The 18,408-nt window shown below is 54.5% G+C and carries 17 protein-coding genes and 1 other annotated feature; of the genes, 2 read left to right on the forward strand and 15 right to left on the reverse strand.

Annotated features, from left to right (window positions below; translation table 11 throughout):
* Positions 1-41: 41 nt before the first annotated feature.
* The 14 genes from fusA to tuf all read right to left on the reverse strand — a co-directional run bounded on the left by fusA (position 42) and on the right by tuf (position 15,490).
* On the reverse strand, positions 42-2,120 hold the full coding sequence (gene fusA / locus MGLY_RS05910; protein WP_156272500.1) for an elongation factor G: 2,079 nt from the start codon (positions 2,118-2,120) through the stop codon (positions 42-44).
* Between the two features lie 90 nt (positions 2,121-2,210).
* Positions 2,211-2,681 carry a 30S ribosomal protein S7 gene (rpsG, locus tag MGLY_RS05915; RefSeq protein WP_156272501.1) on the reverse strand — a complete coding sequence of 157 codons (471 nt, stop codon included), beginning with the start codon at positions 2,679-2,681 and terminating at the stop codon, positions 2,211-2,213.
* Positions 2,682-2,700: 19 nt separating this feature from the next.
* Complete coding sequence (gene rpsL / locus MGLY_RS05920) at positions 2,701-3,075, reverse strand: 30S ribosomal protein S12 (RefSeq protein ID WP_054938436.1); 375 nt, start codon at positions 3,073-3,075, stop codon at positions 2,701-2,703.
* Between the two features lie 21 nt (positions 3,076-3,096).
* The gene (locus MGLY_RS05925; protein WP_156272502.1) at positions 3,097-3,348 is read right to left on the reverse strand and encodes a ribosomal L7Ae/L30e/S12e/Gadd45 family protein; all 252 of its coding nucleotides are present in this window, start codon (positions 3,346-3,348) and stop codon (positions 3,097-3,099) included.
* A 39-nt stretch (positions 3,349-3,387) separates the two neighbouring features.
* Complete coding sequence (rpoC, locus tag MGLY_RS05930) at positions 3,388-6,885, reverse strand: DNA-directed RNA polymerase subunit beta' (RefSeq protein WP_156272503.1); 3,498 nt, start codon at positions 6,883-6,885, stop codon at positions 3,388-3,390.
* A 23-nt stretch (positions 6,886-6,908) separates the two neighbouring features.
* Positions 6,909-10,358, reverse strand: a complete 3,450-nt coding sequence (gene rpoB / locus MGLY_RS05935; RefSeq protein WP_170291194.1) for a DNA-directed RNA polymerase subunit beta — start codon at positions 10,356-10,358, stop codon at positions 6,909-6,911.
* A 217-nt stretch (positions 10,359-10,575) separates the two neighbouring features.
* Positions 10,576-10,956: a 50S ribosomal protein L7/L12 gene (gene rplL, locus MGLY_RS05940; RefSeq protein WP_156272504.1), complete on the reverse strand. Its 381-nt coding sequence runs from the start codon at positions 10,954-10,956 to the stop codon at positions 10,576-10,578.
* 299 nt (positions 10,957-11,255) lie between these two features.
* On the reverse strand, positions 11,256-11,786 hold the full coding sequence (gene rplJ, locus MGLY_RS05945) for a 50S ribosomal protein L10 (protein WP_156272505.1): 531 nt from the start codon (positions 11,784-11,786) through the stop codon (positions 11,256-11,258).
* A 14-nt stretch (positions 11,787-11,800) separates the two neighbouring features.
* Positions 11,801-11,947: a sequence feature (ribosomal protein L10 leader region), on the reverse strand.
* Positions 11,948-11,968: 21 nt separating this feature from the next.
* Positions 11,969-12,664 carry a 50S ribosomal protein L1 gene (rplA, locus tag MGLY_RS05950; RefSeq protein ID WP_156272506.1) on the reverse strand — a complete coding sequence of 232 codons (696 nt, stop codon included), beginning with the start codon at positions 12,662-12,664 and terminating at the stop codon, positions 11,969-11,971.
* Positions 12,665-12,717: 53 nt separating this feature from the next.
* On the reverse strand, positions 12,718-13,152 hold the full coding sequence (gene rplK / locus MGLY_RS05955) for a 50S ribosomal protein L11 (RefSeq protein WP_156272507.1): 435 nt from the start codon (positions 13,150-13,152) through the stop codon (positions 12,718-12,720).
* Positions 13,153-13,166: 14 nt separating this feature from the next.
* Entirely contained in the window at positions 13,167-13,694 is a 528-nt protein-coding gene (gene nusG / locus MGLY_RS05960) for a transcription termination/antitermination protein NusG (RefSeq protein ID WP_156272508.1), read from the reverse strand.
* Between the two features lie 8 nt (positions 13,695-13,702).
* Entirely contained in the window at positions 13,703-13,936 is a 234-nt protein-coding gene (secE, locus tag MGLY_RS05965) for a preprotein translocase subunit SecE (protein ID WP_156272509.1), read from the reverse strand.
* Between the two features lie 15 nt (positions 13,937-13,951).
* A complete protein-coding gene (gene rpmG, locus MGLY_RS05970; RefSeq protein ID WP_054938427.1) occupies positions 13,952-14,101 on the reverse strand; it encodes a 50S ribosomal protein L33 in 150 nt (49 codons plus the stop codon).
* 186 nt (positions 14,102-14,287) lie between these two features.
* Entirely contained in the window at positions 14,288-15,490 is a 1,203-nt protein-coding gene (tuf, locus tag MGLY_RS05975) for an elongation factor Tu (RefSeq protein WP_156272499.1), read from the reverse strand.
* A 247-nt stretch (positions 15,491-15,737) separates the two neighbouring features.
* Here tuf and MGLY_RS05980 point away from each other — a divergent pair, with 247 nt between their 5' ends.
* A complete protein-coding gene (locus tag MGLY_RS05980) occupies positions 15,738-16,091 on the forward strand; it encodes an SMR family transporter (RefSeq protein ID WP_156272510.1) in 354 nt (117 codons plus the stop codon).
* A gap of 84 nt (positions 16,092-16,175) precedes the next feature.
* Entirely contained in the window at positions 16,176-16,820 is a 645-nt protein-coding gene (locus MGLY_RS05985) for an NUDIX hydrolase (protein ID WP_156272511.1), read from the forward strand.
* A gap of 127 nt (positions 16,821-16,947) precedes the next feature.
* Here the strand turns inward: MGLY_RS05985 and MGLY_RS05990 are convergent, their stop codons facing one another.
* Positions 16,948-18,351, reverse strand: coding sequence for an esterase/lipase family protein (locus MGLY_RS05990; protein WP_156272512.1), 1,404 nt, complete (start codon positions 18,349-18,351; stop codon positions 16,948-16,950).
* Positions 18,352-18,408 lie beyond the last annotated feature (57 nt).

Raw genomic sequence — 18,408 nt, forward strand, 5'->3', positions numbered from 1 at the left:
GTGGTTTTGCCTCCTCCATTATTGAGAAAAATTTTCTTCCCCTATGCTCCCTGGCGTATGCTGATAATCTCGGCGGCGATATTCTGGGGTACCTCTTCATAATGATCAAACTGCATGACGTAGGTACCCCGGCCCTGGGTCCGGGACCGCAGGTCGGTGGCATAACCGAACATCTCGGCCAGAGGAACAAGGGCGCGGATGACCTGGGCGCCGGACCGGGGCTCCATACCTTCCACCCGGCCGCGGCGGGCATTCAGGTCGCCAATCACATCGCCCATATATTCTTCCGGCACCACAACCTCGACCTTCATGACCGGTTCCAGGAGAACCGGCTGGGCCTTTTTGGCGGCATCCTTGAAGGCCAGGGAACCGGCAATCTTAAAGGCCATTTCCGAAGAGTCGACCTCGTGGTAAGAACCGTCCACCAGGGACACCCGCACATCTACTACCGGGTAACCGGCCAGGACGCCGTTGGCCATGGCTTCCTGGACGCCGGCGTCAACTGCCGGGACATACTCTTTGGGTACAACCCCGCCGACGATCTTATTAACAAACTCATAACCCTTCCCGTGCTCCTGGGGTTCTACTTCAATAATCACGTGGCCGTACTGGCCGCGGCCACCCGTCTGGCGGATAAACTTGCCTTCGGCCTTGACCGGCCGGCGAATGGTCTCTTTGTAGGCCACCTGGGGCCGGCCGACCTTGGCCCCCACCTTAAACTCCCGCAGCAGGCGATCGACGATAATCTCCAGGTGTAGTTCGCCCATGCCGGAGATAATGGTCTGCCCGGTTTCGGGGTCGGTATGCATCTTAAAGGTCGGGTCTTCCTCGGCCAGTTTCTGGAGGGCCAGGCTCATCTTTTCCTGGTCGGCTTTAGTTTTGGGCTCAATGGCTACGGAAATAACCGGCTCGGGAAATTCCATGGCCTCCAGAACAATGGGATGTTGCTCGTCGCACAGGGTATCGCCGGTGGTCGTTTCCTTCAAGCCCACCGCTGCCGCGATATCGCCGGCGTAGGCCTCGTCAACTTCCTCCCGGTGGTTGGCGTGCATGCGTAAGATACGGCCGATCCGCTCCCGGCGGCCCTTGGTGGAATTATAAACATAAGAGCCAGATTTGATGGTCCCGGAATAAACCCGGAAAAAGGTTAACTTGCCCACATAAGGATCGGCCATGATTTTAAAGGCCAGGGCGGCAAAGGGCTCGTTATCGCTGGAATGGCGCTCGTCCTCGGAGCCTGTTTCCGGGTCAATGCCCTGGATGGCCGGCACGTCGGTGGGCGCAGGTAAGAAATCTACCACCGCATCCAGCAGGGGCTGAACACCTTTGTTCTTAAACGAAGATCCGCAGAGAACCGGCACCATCTTGACGGCAATGGTTGCCTTGCGAATACCGGCCTTAATCTCCTCTTCGGTCAGCTCTTCCCCTTCCAGGTACTTGAGCATTAATTCTTCATCGCTTTCGGCCACAGCCTCCAGCAATTTCTCCCGGTATTCACGCACCAGGTCTTCCATGTCGGCCGGCACAGGCCCTTCCTCAATGGCGGTCCCTAAATCGTCAGTGTAGTAAATGGCCTTCAGCCGGATCAAATCTACCAGGCCGCGGAAATTTTCTTCAGCACCGATGGGCAACTGGATGGGCACCGGATTGGCTCCCAGGCGGTCGGCAATCATCCTGACGCCCCGGTAAAAATCAGCCCCGATCCGGTCCATTTTATTGATATAGGCAATCCTGGGTACGCCGTATTTATCCGCCTGGCGCCAGACAGTCTCCGACTGGGGTTCGACCCCGCCTACAGAACAGAAGACAGCTATGGCCCCATCCAGGACGCGCAAAGAGCGTTCTACTTCCACGGTAAAATCCACGTGGCCTGGCGTGTCGATAATGTTAATACGATGGTCCCGCCAGAAGCAGGTAGTAGCAGCCGAGGTAATGGTGATACCTCGTTCCTGTTCCTGGACCATCCAGTCCATAGTTGCATTGCCTTCATGCACTTCGCCCATACGGTGCACGCGGCCGGTATAGAAAAGTATCCTCTCGGTGGTAGTAGTCTTACCGGCATCAATATGGGCCATGATGCCGATATTCCTCGTTTTTTCCAGTGGGTATTCTCTAGCCATAAAGTTTCATCCCTTCTTGTAATCAGGTTTCAGGTACCGGAGGCCGCTGTGAGGTGAGACCTCCAGTTCCTGGGCCCCTGACCCCCACACCTACCACCGGTAATGAGCAAAGGCTTTGTTGGCTTCCGCCATCTTATGGGTATCTTCGCGTTTCTTGACGGCACCGCCGGTATTATTGGCGGCATCCATCAACTCGGCAGCGAGTTTTTCGGCCATACTCTTGCCGCTACGCGCCCGGGCGTAGTTTACCAGCCAGCGGATGCCCAGGGTTTGCCGTCTTTCCGGCCGCACTTCCACCGGTACCTGGTAGTTGGCACCACCCACCCGGCGGGCCTTAACTTCCAGGAGTGGCATGACATTTTTGAGGGCCTGTTCAAAAACTTCCACCGGCTCTTTACCGGTTTTTTTCCTGATGGTGTCGAAGGCGTCATAGCAAATCCGCTGGGCCAGCGATTTTTTACCATTGAGCATGACCTGGTTAATTAATTTGGTAACCTTGGTACTCCCATAAAGCGGGTCCGGTAAAACCTCCCGCCGGGGAACACTGCCTCGCCTTGGCAACCCTTATCCCCCCTTACCACTACTTTTTGGGCCGTTTGGCCCCGTACTTGGAACGGCCCTGGTTACGGTTCTGGACGCCGGCAGAATCGAGGGTACCTCTGATAATATGATACCTGACGCCCGGCAGGTCCTTCACCCTGCCCCCCCTTACCAGGACCACCGAGTGTTCCTGCAAATTATGACCAATACCGGGGATGTAGGCGGTTACCTCAATGCCATTGGTCAGGCGTACCCGGGCTACCTTGCGCAGGGCCGAATTGGGCTTTTTGGGTGTAGTTGTATAAACACGGGTGCAGACACCCCGCTTCTGGGGACATTCCTTTAAGGCAGGTGCCGTCGACTTTTTGACTACCTTTTCCCTTGCCTCACGTACCAGTTGCTGGATTGTCGGCATTCCTTCCACCTCCTTCCCCGGCTATTCTTCCAGGATGACGGCTGAGGCTGAACCTACTTCGATACCGCAGGCCCGCCCCAGCTCTTTCATTGAGTCTACCTCGACTATTTCTACACCCCGCTCGCGGCAAAGCTGAATTAACGGCCCGGTTACATGGGGTTCGGCATCCCTGGCTACATAGACCACCCGGGCTGTCCCCTTCATTACCGCTTTGGTGACCTGTTTGGTGCCTACCACTCGTTTTTTGGCCACCTGCAAACGTTCGTAGGACATAATTCAACCTCCCCTGGGCAGTCGCACTTTCTTATACTATCATTTTCCGATCGCCGTGTCAACAGATTCTGAGGCAACCGCGCCTTCCTCGCCGTCTTCCGGGGTTATTACCCTTAGCTGCCGGTAGCGGCTCATGCCGGTACCGGCCGGGATCAGCTTACCGATAATGACGTTCTCTTTCAGGCCCAGGAGGGGATCGATCCGGCCCTTGATGGCTGCTTCCGTCAGCACCCGCGTCGTTTCCTGGAAGGAGGCCGCCGACAGGAAAGAATCCGTCGCCAGGGAGGCCTTGGTAATGCCCAGCAGCACCGGCCGGGCCGTGGCCGGCTTGCCGCCGCTGGCCTGGACCTTCAGGTTTACCTCTTCAAATTCAAAGGCGTCCACCAGGGTGCCGGGCAGGAGATCGGTATCACCCTCATCTTCCACCTTGACTTTACGCAGCATCTGGCGGATCATCACTTCAATATGCTTGTCGTTGATGTCCACCCCCTGCAGGCGGTAAACCCGCTGCACTTCCCGCAGGAGATAAAGCTGGACGCCCCGGACACCCTTTACCTTTAACAGGTCGTGGGGATTAACGGAACCCTCCGTTAACTCGTCACCGGCTGCCACGTGGTCGCCTTCGTTAACCTTCAAGCGGGAACCATAGGGAACATGGTAGGAGAACTTTTCACCATTGGCGTCGGTGATTTCAATCTCCCGCCGGCCCCGGATCTCGTTAATGGCAGTAATAGTGCCGGTAGTCTCGGCAATAATGGCCTGGCCTTTGGGTTTGCGGGCTTCAAAGAGTTCTTCTACCCGCGGCAGACCCTGGGTGATGTCCTCACCAGCCACACCGCCGGTATGGAAGGTCCGCATGGTTAGCTGGGTACCGGGCTCGCCGATGGACTGGGCGGCGATAATCCCCACGGCTTCGCCAATTTCTACATCCTTACCCGTGGCCAGGTCCTGGCCGTAGCATTTACGGCAAACGCCGTAGCGGGTCCGGCAGGTGAGGACGGAACGGATCTTTACCTTTTTAATACCGGCAGCCACAATGGCCCGGGCCGCCTCATCACTGATCATGGTGCCGGCGGCTACCAGGAGTTCACCGGTTTCCGGGTGGTAGACATCCTCCAGAGCATAACGCCCGGTCAGGCGTTCTTCCATCTTTTCGATTACCTGGTTGCCTTCGTGGATCTCCTCCACTTCAATGCCGGCCGGGGTACCGCAGTCGTCTTCCCGGACAATAACATCCTGGGCCACGTCCACCAGGCGCCGGGTGAGGTAACCGGAGTCCGCCGTCCTTAAAGCCGTATCGGCCAGGCCCTTCCGGGCGCCGTGGGTAGAAATAAAGTACTCCAGCACCGTCAGGCCTTCGCGGAAGTTGGCCTTGATGGGCAGGTCGATAATCCGGCCGGCCGGGTCGGCCATGAGGCCCCGCATCCCGGCCAGCTGGCGAATCTGCTGGACATTACCGCGGGCTCCGGAATTGGCCATCATGAAGACGGGGTTGAATTTATCCATACCCGTCATGAGCTGTTTGGTCAGGGTATCGGTGGCGTTATTCCAGAGGCTGATGACCTTCTGGTAACGCTCTTCCTCGCTGATTAACCCCTTGCGGTATTGCTGGTCAATTTTCTCTACTGCGGCTTCCGTCTCAGCGATTATCTCCTTTTTCTCCTCAGGCACAACGATATCATTGATGCCAATGGTAAAGCCGGCCAGGGTGGAGTAATGGAAGCCCACTTTTTTGATGCCGTCCAACAATGTGGCAGTAGCTTCCGTCCCCAGGAGTTTATAGCAACGGGCGATGATCTCCGTCAGCTTCTTTTTATCAACTTCACAGTTATAGTAACCCAGTTCTTTGGGGATGGGGATTTCCCGGTTAAAAATCAGGCGGCCAATGGTCGTCTCCAGGAGCTTGCCGTCTTCCAGGCGCACCTTGATCAGGGCGTGGACGTCAATGTCCTTGTTGAGATAAGCCATATAGGCCTCCTCGTAGCTGCCAAATACCCGCCCTTCGCCCCTGACCCCGTGGCTTACGGTAGTCAGGTAATAGGATCCCAGCACCATATCCTGGGTCGGCGAAACGACCGGTTTGCCGTCCTTGGGGTTCAGGATATGGTGGGCGGCCATCATTAAAAGGCGCGCCTCGGCCTGGGCCTCGGCCGAGAGGGGAACGTGAACAGCCATCTGGTCGCCGTCGAAGTCGGCATTATAGGCCGTGCAGACCAGGGGGTGAATCTGGATGGCCCGGCCTTCCACCAGTACCGGCTCAAAGGCCTGAATACCTAAGCGGTGCAGGGTCGGCGCCCGGTTTAACAGGACCGGGTGCTCGGCGATAACCTCCTCCAGGACGTCCCAGACTTCATTCTTTACCCGTTCCACCATGCGCTTGGCACTTTTTATATTATGAGCCAGGCCTTTATCCACCAGCCGTTTCATAACAAAGGGCTTGAAGAGTTCCAGGGCCATTTCCTTGGGCAGGCCGCACTGGTGGATTTTTAGTTCTGGCCCGACAACTATTACCGAGCGGCCCGAGTAGTCAACCCGCTTGCCCAGCAGGTTCTGGCGGAAACGGCCCTGCTTGCCTTTAAGCATGTCGCTTAAAGACTTCAGGGGACGGTTGCCGGGGCCGGTCACCGGCCGGCCGCGGCGGCCGTTATCAATCAGGGCGTCCACGGCTTCCTGGAGCATGCGCTTTTCATTGCGGACAATGATGTCCGGCGCCCCCAGGTCCAGGAGCCTTTTCAAACGGTTGTTGCGGTTGATTACCCGGCGGTAGAGATCATTGAGATCAGAGGTGGCAAAGCGACCGCCGTCCAGTTGGACCATAGGCCGCAGTTCCGGGGGTATCACCGGGATGACATCCAGGATCATCCACTCGGGACGGTTGCCGGAGGCCCGGAAGGCTTCTACCACTTCCAGGCGACGGATGGCCCGGATCTTGCGCTGGCCGCTGCTGTCCTTCAGCTCCTGGCGCAATTCGGCGGCCAGCTGGTCAAGATCGATTTCCTGGAGGAGTTCCTTAATGGCCTCGGCCCCCATGGCGGCCCGGAACTGGTTGCCGTACTTATCCCGGTACTCCCGGTACTCAGCCTCGGTGAGCAGCTGTTTCTTCAATAGGGGGGTATCACCAGGATCGATAACCACGTAGGAGACGAAGTAAAGAACCTTCTCCAGGGCCCGGGGTGACATGTCGAGGATGAGGCCCATGCGGCTGGGGATGCCTTTAAAGTACCAGATGTGGGAGACAGGGGCTGCCAGTTCAATATGGCCCATCCGCTCCCGGCGCACCTTGGAACGGGTTACTTCCACCCCGCAGCGATCGCAGACAATGCCCTTGTAACGGACCCGCTTGTATTTACCGCAGTGACACTCCCAGTCTTTGGTGGGGCCAAAGATGCGTTCGCAGAAAAGGCCATCGCGCTCCGGCTTCAGGGTGCGGTAATTGATGGTTTCCGGTTTCTTCACCTCGCCGCTGGACCAGGCCCGGATCTGTTCCGGTGAAGCCAGGCCAATCCGCATGCGCTCAAAGTTGCTTACATCCAGCATTATTCCTGCCCCCCTTGAAGACCTTAAATTTCTTCTTCGTCATATTTGCCGCCCGGGACTACCCTGGCCCGCGGTTTTATCACTGTAAAATCACTGTCAAAATCATCTCCTTCAACCTCCAGTTCCAGTTCGCCGGGATCAAGGTCGGCAGGATCAAAGTCCAGGTCTTCTTCTTCGGTTTCATCGACAGCCTCTCCCGGCTCTGCTTCAGGCTGGCCCTGGATGTCCAGGCCCAGATCCTGGGCCGCTTCGACACCATCATCATCGTCTTCTTTAATCTCGATTTCTTCGTTTTCCTCCGAGAGGACTTTGACATCCAGCCCCAGGCTCTGGAGCTCTTTAATTAATACCTTAAAGGATTCCGGTACCCCGGGTTCCGGGACATTTTCCCCTTTCACAACGGCCTCGTAGGTCTTGACCCGGCCGACGACGTCATCGGATTTTACCGTCAGGATCTCCTGGAGGGTATAGGCCGCACCGTAAGCTTCCAGGGCCCAGACCTCCATTTCCCCAAAACGCTGGCCGCCAAACTGGGCTTTACCGCCCAGGGGCTGCTGGGTAACCAGGGAATAGGGGCCGGTGGACCGGGCATGGATCTTGTCATCCACCAGGTGGGCCAGTTTCAGCATATACATATAGCCTACGGTAATGGGACGGTCAAAAGGCTCGCCGGTACGGCCGTCATAAAGGATGGTCTTGCCGTCTTCAGGCAGGCCGGCTTCCCTTAGTTTAGCCTTAATCTCCTCTTCCGAAGCACCATCAAAAACCGGGGTGGCTACATTAATCCCCAGGGTTTTAGCCGCCCAGCCCAGGTGGGTTTCCAGGATCTGGCCTAAATTCATCCGGGAGGGCACGCCCAGGGGATTTAACACAATTTCAATGGGCGTACCGTCGGGGAGGAAGGGCATATCCTCTTCCGGCATGATGCGGGAGATAACGCCCTTATTCCCGTGGCGGCCGGCCATCTTGTCACCTACGGAAATCTTCCGTTTCTGGGCGACGTAAACCCGGACCAGTTCATTAACCCCGGGGGCCAGCTCATCACCGTTCTCCCGGGAAAAGACCTTGACATCGACGACAATACCCGACTCCCCGTGGGGTACCCTCAAGGAGGTATCTCGCACTTCCCGGGCTTTTTCGCCAAAAATGGCCCTGAGCAAACGCTCTTCGGCGGTCAGCTCCGTCTCGCCCTTGGGAGTAACTTTACCTACCAGGATGTCACCCGGGCGTACCTCGGCACCGATACGGATGATGCCCCGCTCGTCCAGGTCCTTTAAAACGTCTTCGCTGACGTTGGGAATATCGCGGGTGATCTCTTCCGGTCCCAGCTTGGTATCCCGGGCGTCACATTCATATTCTTCAATGTGAATAGAAGTAAAAATGTCTTCCTTAACCAGCTTCTCGCTAATGAGGATGGCGTCCTCATAGTTGTATCCTTCCCAGGTCATGAAGGCCACCAGGATATTGCGGCCCAGGGCCAGTTCGCCCTCACTTGTGGAAGGGCCGTCGGCGATGGGCTGCCCGGCCGTTACCCGCTCCCCTTTGCGGACAGTGGGCTTCTGGTTAATGCAGGTTCCCTGGTTGGAACGGACGAACTTTTGCAGGCGGTAGGTATCCAGGGTTCCGGCATCGGTGCGGATGACAATCTCGCCGGCCGTAACCCTTTCCACCATGCCGCTGTTTCTCGCCAGGACGACCACCCCGGAATCATGGGCCGCCCGCCATTCCATACCAGTGCCTATTACGGGCGCTTCGGTCCTTAAGAGGGGTACGGCCTGGCGCTGCATGTTGGCTCCCATGAGGGCCCGGTTGGCGTCGTCATGCTCCAGGAAGGGGATCAGGGCCGTGGCCACACTGACCATCTGCTTGGGGGAGACGTCCATGTAATCAACCCGGTCGGCAGGCACGACTACAATTTCCCCGGCATGACGGGCGTTAACCCGCTTCTCTAAGAAATGGCCTTCTTCATCCAGGGGAGCATTGGCCTGGGCAATGACGTACTTGTCCTCTTCATCGGCAGTCAAGTAATCAATTTCGTTGGTGACGACGCCCTTTTCTTTATCTACCCGCCGGTAGGGGGTTTCAATAAAACCAAACTCATTGATGCGGGCATAGGTACTTAAAGAACCAATCAGGCCAATGTTCGGGCCTTCCGGGGTCTCAATGGGACACATGCGGCCGTAGTGGGAGGTATGCACGTCCCGCACTTCAAAACCGGCCCGTTCCCGGGACAGGCCGCCGGGCCCCAGGGCCGAGAGGCGCCGTTTATGGGTTAACTCGGCCAGGGGGTTAGTCTGGTCCATAAACTGGGACAGCTGGCTGGAACCAAAGAATTCCTTGATGGCCGCCACTACCGGCCGGATGTTAATCAGCACCTGGGGAGTAATGACATCTACATCCTGGATGGTCATCCGCTCCCGCACTACCCGCTCCATGCGGGCCAGGCCAATACGGAACTGGTTCTGGAGGAGTTCGCCGACGGAACGCAGGCGGCGGTTACCCAGGTGATCGATATCATCGGGTTTAACTTCGCCATCCATAAGGCGCAGGAGGTATTTGATGGCGTAGATAATATCTTCTTTTGTAAGGCAGCGAATATACTCCTGCCGGCCGTTAACTTCCTGAGTCAAAACGCCATGACCCAGCTTTTTGTTCAGCTTGTAGCGACCGACGTTGCCCAGATCGTAGCGCTTGGGATCAAAGAAAAGGGATTCCAGCAGGTTCCTGGCACTCTCGACAGTCGGGGGCTCACCAGGACGCAGGCGTTTATAGATCTCTACCAGGGCTTCCTCCTCGGAATCGGTGTTATCCTTTTCCAGGGTATTCTGGATACGCGGGTCAAAGTCAAAGAGTTCCAGGATACGGGCATTAGTCGCATAGCCCAGGGCGCGCAGGAGGACGGTGGCCGGGATCTTCCGCGTCCGGTCAATACGGACGTAGATGCTTTCGGTATTGTCGGTTTCGAACTCCAGCCAGGCACCCCGGTTGGGGATAAGGGTGGCGCCGTATACATTTGTCCCGCTAGCATCTTTACTTTCCGTATAATAGGCCCCCGGTGAACGGACCAGCTGGCTGACAATAACCCTTTCAGCACCGTTAATGATAAAGGTGCCCTTTTCCGTCATGAGGGGGAAATCCCCCATAAAGACTTCCTGCTCTTTAACCTCGCCGGTTTCTTTATTAATAAGACGAACCTTGACCCGCAGGGGGGCAGCATAGGTCATATCCCGCTCTTTGCATTCTTCCTGGGAGTACTTGGGCTCGCCCAGGGAATAATCAACAAATTCCAGGACCAGGTTGCCGGTAAAATCCTGGATTGGCGAAATATCCCGCAAAATTTCCCGCAAACCTTCATCAATGAACCACTGGTAGGAGTTACGCTGGATTTCAATCAGGTTTGGTAACTCCAGGGTTTCCTTGATTTTAGCAAAGCTCCACCGTTCCCTGGTCCCAACCTTGACCGGATAAGCCAACATGGGTCCCCCCTACAAGAAATTCAAAAGCAAGGTATTGAAAACCTCGCTTTTGACCTCTAAAGTTCCTGCTACCTATTATTGCCGTCCCAGGAAATACTTAATCATGCGACGGCAAATTAATGGCATTTTGTTATGATAGCATAAAGGGCGACTAATGTCAAGGACAAAATTATAGCCGGGGAGTGTTAGTTCCCCGGCTTCTGGCAGCAGGCAACTATTTGATTTCCACAGTGGCGCCGGCTTCTTCCAGCTTGGCCTTGATGCTTTCGGCTTCCTCTTTGCTGATCTTTTCTTTAACCGGCTTGGGAGCGTTGTCTACCAGTTCTTTGGCTTCTTTGAGGCCCAGGGCGGTAATTTCGCGGACCACCTTGATGACGTTAATCTTCTTGTCGCCGGCGGACTTCAGGATGACGTCAAATTCAGTCTGCTCCTCAGCCGGGGCTTCAGCCGGGGCTGCTGCTCCCGGGGCTACGGCCATGGCTACCGGCGCGGCAGCGCTGACGCCAAATTCTTCTTCCAGGGCCTTAACCAGTTCGGCGAGTTCCAGGACCGTCAAACCTTTGACGGCTTCGATAATTTCTTGAACTTTGCTCATGATTGAGAGTCACTCCTCCTCTGAAAATCATTCTACCCTGAAAATAACTTCGTTCCAGGCTGGCATTGTTTTTGCTCGCTCCCTGGTCCTCGCGGATCAGCCTACGGCTCAGCCAGGGCTTAAGGCGGGGTTCCCGGCCTATTCGGCATCCTTGCCTTTAGAAGCCGGCCGAAGGCCTCGCTGTCCTCGGCCCCGCCCTCGCTCCTCGGCTTCGCCAAGGCTGCTTAACCGCTTGGACCAAGTCGCTCGCTTCAAACAAATGCCAGCCCTTTGGGTACCGTGTTAGCGGTATGAGGGTCTCAAGCTGCTTCTTCCTTCTTTTTACGAATGGCCTCGAGGACGTAAGTCAGGTTGCGGATATTGCCGGCCAGGACGTTGACCAGCCCGGCCAGGGGAGCCTGGAAGCCGCCCACCACTTTAGCCAGGAGCTGTTCGCGGGAGGGCAGGTCGGCCAGGGCCTTGATTTCATCCAGGCCAATAACCCTGCCCTGCAAAACGCCCGCCTTAATCTGGAAGGTCTTGCTGTTGCGCATTACTTCCGATAAGATTTTGGCCGGTACCGCCGGATCGTTTAAGCTGAAGGCCGCGGCAGTTGGGCCTTCCAGGAAAGGTTCAAGGGTATCCAGGCCCAATTCCTGCGCGGCCCTGCGCGTGAGGGTATTTTTCACCACTTTAAATTCTACTCCGGCTTCCCGTAACTGCCGGCGTAGCCTGGTCATTTCAGCTACATTCATTCCCCGGTAGTCGGCCAGGATGGTTACGATGGAATTGCCCATCTTTTCCTTTATTTCGGCGACTGCCGCCACCTTGGCTTCCCTCTGTTTGTTCATTTCCCCACCTCCGTTCTGCCAAAAATAAAAGCCCCCGCAGACAAACGAGGGCAAAAGATAATTATAATTAACCTTAACCTGGAAGGTTAATTTTTAACTACCTCGGCAGGATATTAAGCCTCCCTGGCACCTGCTGTCTACGGTAAATACCGGTATGAAGTTTTAACTGTAATTTTAGCCCTTTACCTTACGGCCCGCAGGGGGTTAACTTTGATACCCGGTCCCATGGTCGAAGAAATACTGATGCTCTTTAAATACTGGCCTTTAGCCGCTGCCGGTTTGGCCCTTACCAGGGCTTCTATCAGGGCCTGGAAATTTTCTTTCAGCTTATCTTCCGCAAAACTGGCTTTGCCGATAGGAGCATGGACAATGGCCGTCTTATCTACCCGGAATTCTATTTTACCGGCCTTGACTTCTTTAATGGCCCGGTCCAGGTCCATGGTTACCGTGCCCGCCTTGGGATTGGGCATCAGCCCCCGGGGACCTAAAATACGGCCCAGTTTACCGACCATACCCATCATATCAGGGGTAGCAATAGCCACATCAAAGTCGAGCCAGCCGCCCTGGATTTTTTCTACCAGGTCTTCGGCGCCCACAAAATCGGCCCCGGCTTCCTCAGCTTCCCTGGTCTTTTCGCCCTTGGCAAAGACCAGCACCCGCCGGGTTTTACCGGTACCGTTGGGCAGGACTACCGTCCCCCGGACCTGCTGGTCGGCATGACGGGGGTCGACACCAAGTTTTACCGCTACCTCAATGGTTTCATCAAATTTGGCGCTAGCCGTTTTCCTGGCCAGGGCTATAGCTTCGCCGGGTTCGTAAAGTTGCTGCCTGTCTATCAGTTTACTAACCTCGCGGTACCTTTTACCATGCTTAGGCATTTGGGCATTCCTCCTCGTGGTTCTAGCGGATTACTCCTCCCACCAGCCTCTATTCAAGCCTCTACTTCCACACCCATGCTGCGGGCAGTACCCTCGATCATGCGCATGGCTGCTTCAATACTGGCGGCATTGAGATCCTTCATCTTGAGTTCGGCAATCTCCCGGATCTTTTCCCGGGAAACCTTGCCGACTTTCTTGCGGTTGGGCTCCCCGGAAGCCGTCTCAATACCCAGGGCTTTTTTCAGCAAAACGGCTGCCGGTGGCGTTTTGGTAATAAAGGTAAAGGAACGATCTTCGTAAACAGTTATCTCCACCGGGATAATCAGGCCAGCCTGGTTGGCTGTCCGGTCGTTAAACTCTTTGACAAAGGCCATAATGTTAACCCCGTGCTGGCCCAAGGCCGGACCTACCGGCGGTGCCGGCGTAGCCTTGCCTGCCGGTACCTGGAGTTTAACCACTGCCATTACTTTCTTAGCTTTGGGTGGCATTTTTAACACCTCCTTTAAACGATTTTCTCGATCTGGTTGATATCCAGCTCAATGGGAGTTTCCCGACCGAACATGGAAACCAGGACCTTTATTTTACCCTTATCGGGCTGGATCTCTTCTATCGAACCAATAAAGTTTTCAAAGGGACCACTGGTAACGCGTACATTTTCCCCCACGGCTACATCGATCCGCGGCCGTGGTTCGTCGACACCCATCTGTTGCAGGATTTGCTGGGCCTCTTCCTCCCGGAGGGGTATGGGCTTATTACCCGTACCCACAAAACCGGTTACCCCTGGTGTATTGCGCACTACGTACCAGGAGGCATCGGTTAAAATCATTTCCACCAGCACATAACCAGGGTATATTTTCCGTTTGACGATTTTACGCTTGCCGTCCTTAACCTGGATCTCGTCTTCCATGGGCACTACTACCCGGAAGATTTTATCGCCCATGTTCATGGACTCGACGCGCTTTTCCAGGTTGGCTTTAACTTTATTTTCGTAACCAGAATAAGTGTGGATGACAAACCAGGCCTTTTCCATGTTAACCTCTACCGCAAGATCAATTTGCCCAGAAGGAAACTAAAGACAGAGTCAAAAACCCATAATAAGGCCGCCACAATGAGTACTGAAACCAGTACCACGGAAGTATAGGTTACCAGTTCTTTACGGGACGGCCAGTGGACCTTTTTTAACTCAGCCCAGGACCCCCGGAAAAATTTGGTGGCCTGCTCTTTAAAACTGGTTTTGTTGTTAACTGTTCTGGCCATGGTCTTGGTTACCATTTAAAAACCCCTATCCTATTTCGTTTCCTTGTGCACAGTGTGCCTGCCGCAGTAGCTGCAGTACTTTTTCAGTTCCAGGCGATCGGGGTCATTCTTTTTATTTTTACTGGAAGTATAATTACGGCGCTTGCATTCGGTACATGCCAGGGTAATCCCTACCCGCACTGCCAGCCACCTCCATTATAATAGAAGTGGGGAGGTGGAAAATTGCCCGGGGAGGCAATTTCACTTCCCGCTTCATTTAAATTTCCCTGCTAGAAAACTCTTCTCCACCGCCCCAGGGTTTTTACCCCGGGGCGGCTAAACACTCTTATTAGTTTGCCATAAATATAAAACCCTGTCAATATTTATTTACTCGATAATCCCGGTCACGACGCCGGCGCCCACGGTGCGGCCGCCTTCACGGATGGCAAACCGTAAGCCTTCTTCAATGGCTATGGGGGTAATGAGCTCGATGGTCATGCGGATGTTGTCCCCGGGCATCACCATCTCTACCCCTTCGGGCAGTTTCACTACCCCGGTCACGTCCGTCGTCCGGAAGTAGAACTGCGGCCGGTAACCGTTGAAAAAGGGTGTATGCCGCCCGCCTTCTTCTTTGGTCAGTACGTATACTTCCGCGTTAAATTTGGTGTGGGGTTTGATGGACCCCGGCTTGGCCAGCACCATCCCCCGTTCTACTTCTTTGCGCTCTACACCCCTGAGAAGCGTGCCGATGTTGTCCCCGGCTACCGCTTCGTCCAGGATCTTCCTGAACATCTCTACCCCCGTCACTACCGTCTTCCGTACCTGGTCCCTTAAGCCTATAATCTCTACTTCATCCCCTACCTTCACTTTGCCCCGCTCTACCCTGCCGGTGGTCACCGTGCCCCGGCCGGTAATGGTGAACACGTCTTCGATGGGCATCAGGAAGGGTTTGTCGACGTCCCGTTCGGGGGTTGGCACGTAGCTGTCTACCGCGTCCATCAGTTCCCAGATCTTGCTGCACCATTCGCATTCCCGCTTGCCGCAGCCGCATTCCATGGCTTTCAGCGCGCTGCCTTTGATGATGGGTATCTCGTCACCCGGGAATTCGTATTCGCTTAACAGTTCCCGCACTTCCATCTCTACCAGCTCTAACAGCTCGGGGTCGTCTACCTGGTCCACTTTGTTCATGAAAACGACAATGTAAGGTACCCCTACCTGCCGCGCTAAAAGTATATGTTCCCGCGTCTGGGGCATGGGGCCGTCGGCTGCCGATACTACCAGGATGGCCCCGTCCATCTGGGCCGCACCGGTGATCATGTTCTTGACATAGTCGGCATGCCCCGGGCAGTCGACGTGGGCGTAATGCCGCTTTTCTGTCTCGTACTCCACGTGGGCCGTGGCTATGGTGATGCCTCGTTCCCGCTCTTCCGGTGCCTTGTCGATCTGGTCGTAGGCCGTGGGTACGGCCCCCCCGGCTTTGGCCAGGCAGAAGGTGATGGCTGCCGTCAGCGTCGTCTTGCCGTGGTCAACGTGACCGATGGTTCCTACGTTGACGTGGGGTTTCTTGCGTTCAAATTTTTGTTTGGCCATGGGTGGTTTTGCCTCCTCCTAGAATAGCATTACTATTCGCTTTCCTTGCGCCGCGCCTCTTTCACGTAGCCGGGCGTAGCTATCCGCAAGAGATATTTCTACATTGGTTAGCCTTTTCCTGCTTGTACTCTGTATATTATTACCCTGGTACTGTAAAATAATTCCGGTAACAGGTTGCTTTTGCCAGAAGAAAGGATATGATAGACTTACATATGACTTCCATATTATGAGGGGAGAAGGCCTGTCCATGCCCGTTCTTGTATTAATCCTTTTGTCCGTCTTCCTGGGGGCCGGCGCCCAGGTATTATTTAAAGTAGGCGTCCTGCAGCTGGATAGCCTCAAGTTTAATATTCCGGGGATTACCGGCTTACTTTTCAGCCCTTACATCCTGGGAGGCCTGGTAGCCTTTGCCGCCAGTTTCCTCCTCTGGCTAAAAGTCCTGGCCGAAGTCCCTTTAAGTTATGCCTATCCCATGGTTAGCCTGGGTTATGTATTCGTCTTTTTGCTTTCCTGGCTGTACCTGGGAGAAACCTTGCCGGCCTTACGGGTCGTGGGGCTGGCCTTGATTATCGCCGGCATCTTCCTTATTGCCCGGAGCTAATTTTCCCGGTTTTAAGGGTAAAGCCCTGTCCCAGGGCTTTGCGGCCCACCGGCATAAAGAAAGAACAGGCAGGTGATACTCAAAATGCCGGATTTGTATTATGAAAATTGCCCTTATAAAATTGAAGATATAAAAGCAAAGGTTCAACAGCATAAAAGCGGGCTCCTGGATGCCCGCCTGTATGCCCAGTCCGCCGTCCTTATACCCATTTTAAAGGGAGACGACGGCCTCCTCTCGTTACTTTTTGAAGTCCGTTCCCGGAACTTGAAGGCCCAGCCGGGCGAGATTTGTTTCCCCGGCGGGCGCCTTCAACCCGGCGACAATAGCGTGAAAGAAGCAGCCTTAAGGGAAACCTGTGAGGAACTGGGGCTTAAGCCGGATGCTGTTGAAATCTGGGGTGGCCTGGACATCCTGGTTACCCCCTTCCAGCAGGTCATCTACCCCTTTGTCGGCCTCTTGCTAGAGCCCCAAAGCATCAGGCCCAACCCCCTGGAGGTGGAGGAAGTCTTTACTGCACCGCTGGACCGGCTCCTCAGCCTTACCCCTGAATATCATGAAATTACCCTACAGGTGCAACCGCCCGAAGATTTTCCCTTCCATAAAATTCCCCATGGCCGGCAATACCCCTGGCGCCGGGCCATCTGGCCTGAGCTATTCTACGAGTTTGAAGGGCGTATTATCTGGGGTTTAACGGCACGGTTGCTACAACATTTTTTAGCAATATTGTAAGAAGTGATAGGTAGGGTTCATATAATCGGATTATACTCTTATTTCATTCTTCCCGATAGGAAAAATTATCCCCATAAAGAAGGGCGGGCATCCAATCCTTGCCCACCCTTCGCTACTCCGCTCCGCTCTATTCGGCCAGCTTTTGCTCAATCCACTGCAAGGCCGGGGTTTCCCGGGCGATATCCAGGTGATTATAGTTCATCCCAACCTTGGCCTTTAACGGCGCACCTCTCCTGGTAACCCCCGAGGTATAAGTGGCGCTGGCCACAAAGAGTAAACCGTCGCTAGCATCAGCTTTTTCCCCGATAGGATATCCCCACCAGGTATAGTCCCAGACCTGATTGTAACCATAAAGGACATACAGGTTGATGCCGGGATCTAATCCTTTGTTATTTAACTTGGCAATAAAGTTACTGGTCCCCAAGCTGCCATTGGGATTGGCAATGGCCTGGTTAATACCTTCCGAAGTAATGTAAGCGCTTTGCCCACCATAGTACAGATCATACATGGTTTCATTTCCATCAGCTGATGTCCAGCTCTCGGAATTAAAGGGGATAGGATGCTCGGGATCATCAACCCAGTTGTGCAATAACTGGGTCTGCCCCTGGAAATAATTCCCGTTATACGTATCAGTCATATCCCAGCGCTTATAATAACGGTATACATAATAAATATATGCTTCCCAGAAGGCTACGGGGCTGTTAAGGTTATTTTGGATGACATTCGTGTTTGCCGTATAGTACCGGAACATGGTATCGAGGCCCTTAAAAGGAGCGGCAACAGCAATGTATTTCCTCACATCGCCACGGTAATCGGTCATCCAGGAAGTATCTGTCCATTCGTTGTTTAAAGAACTCATATAGGCGATAGCCGGCAGGTTCCCTTTGCTATGAGCCACTACATCCACTTTGCTGGCCCCGGTTTTTTGTTTTATTATTTCAATAGCATCAGCAATAAGTTCCGCTTGTATCAGGTTATTCCCATGGGTGTGGGGGAAAGAAATGGCAAAGACAGCGTAGCCGCGGTTGGCCAGGTACTGCATCAGGCCAGGATTGGTAATACTGCCTGGTGTCTGATAATCCCAGGGATGGGCCCAGGCACGGTTCATATCATCCCGCGCTCCATGAACAAGGAGCACCGGGTACGGTTTTGTTGCATTCTGCCAGTTAGGCCCGTAACCTAAAAGGAAATAACGATTGCTCTTAAGGTGGCCGTAACTGCCAAAGTTATAGTCGTTATAGGTGGAACTGTACCCGTCGTGCACGTAAATATCCGCCGGGAACCAGGAGCGCACCTTGTCATTCCTGGGCAGGCTAAATTTAACAATCTTCTCCTGCCCGTTTATCATCTGGCTGCTGCTGTCTCCCCATAACTCAACCCGCTCCCAGGGATACGGGTCTGTCGCGGTGGCAATAAGAACAGGTGAGGCGGCTCTGGCCTCAGGGGGTGGAAAAACTGCTCCTGCTACCAAATTTACCAGTAAAAAGAATACTGCTACTAAACCAATAAACCCTCTCCTAATCCTTTTCATAAACTTCCTCCTTATCAAGATTAAATTATGAGTTATTCGTTTAATTACTATTTTAGG

Source organism: Moorella glycerini (genome assembly GCF_009735625.1).
In the GTDB taxonomy this organism is placed as follows: domain Bacteria; phylum Bacillota; class DSM-521; order Neomoorellales; family Neomoorellaceae; genus Neomoorella; species Neomoorella glycerini.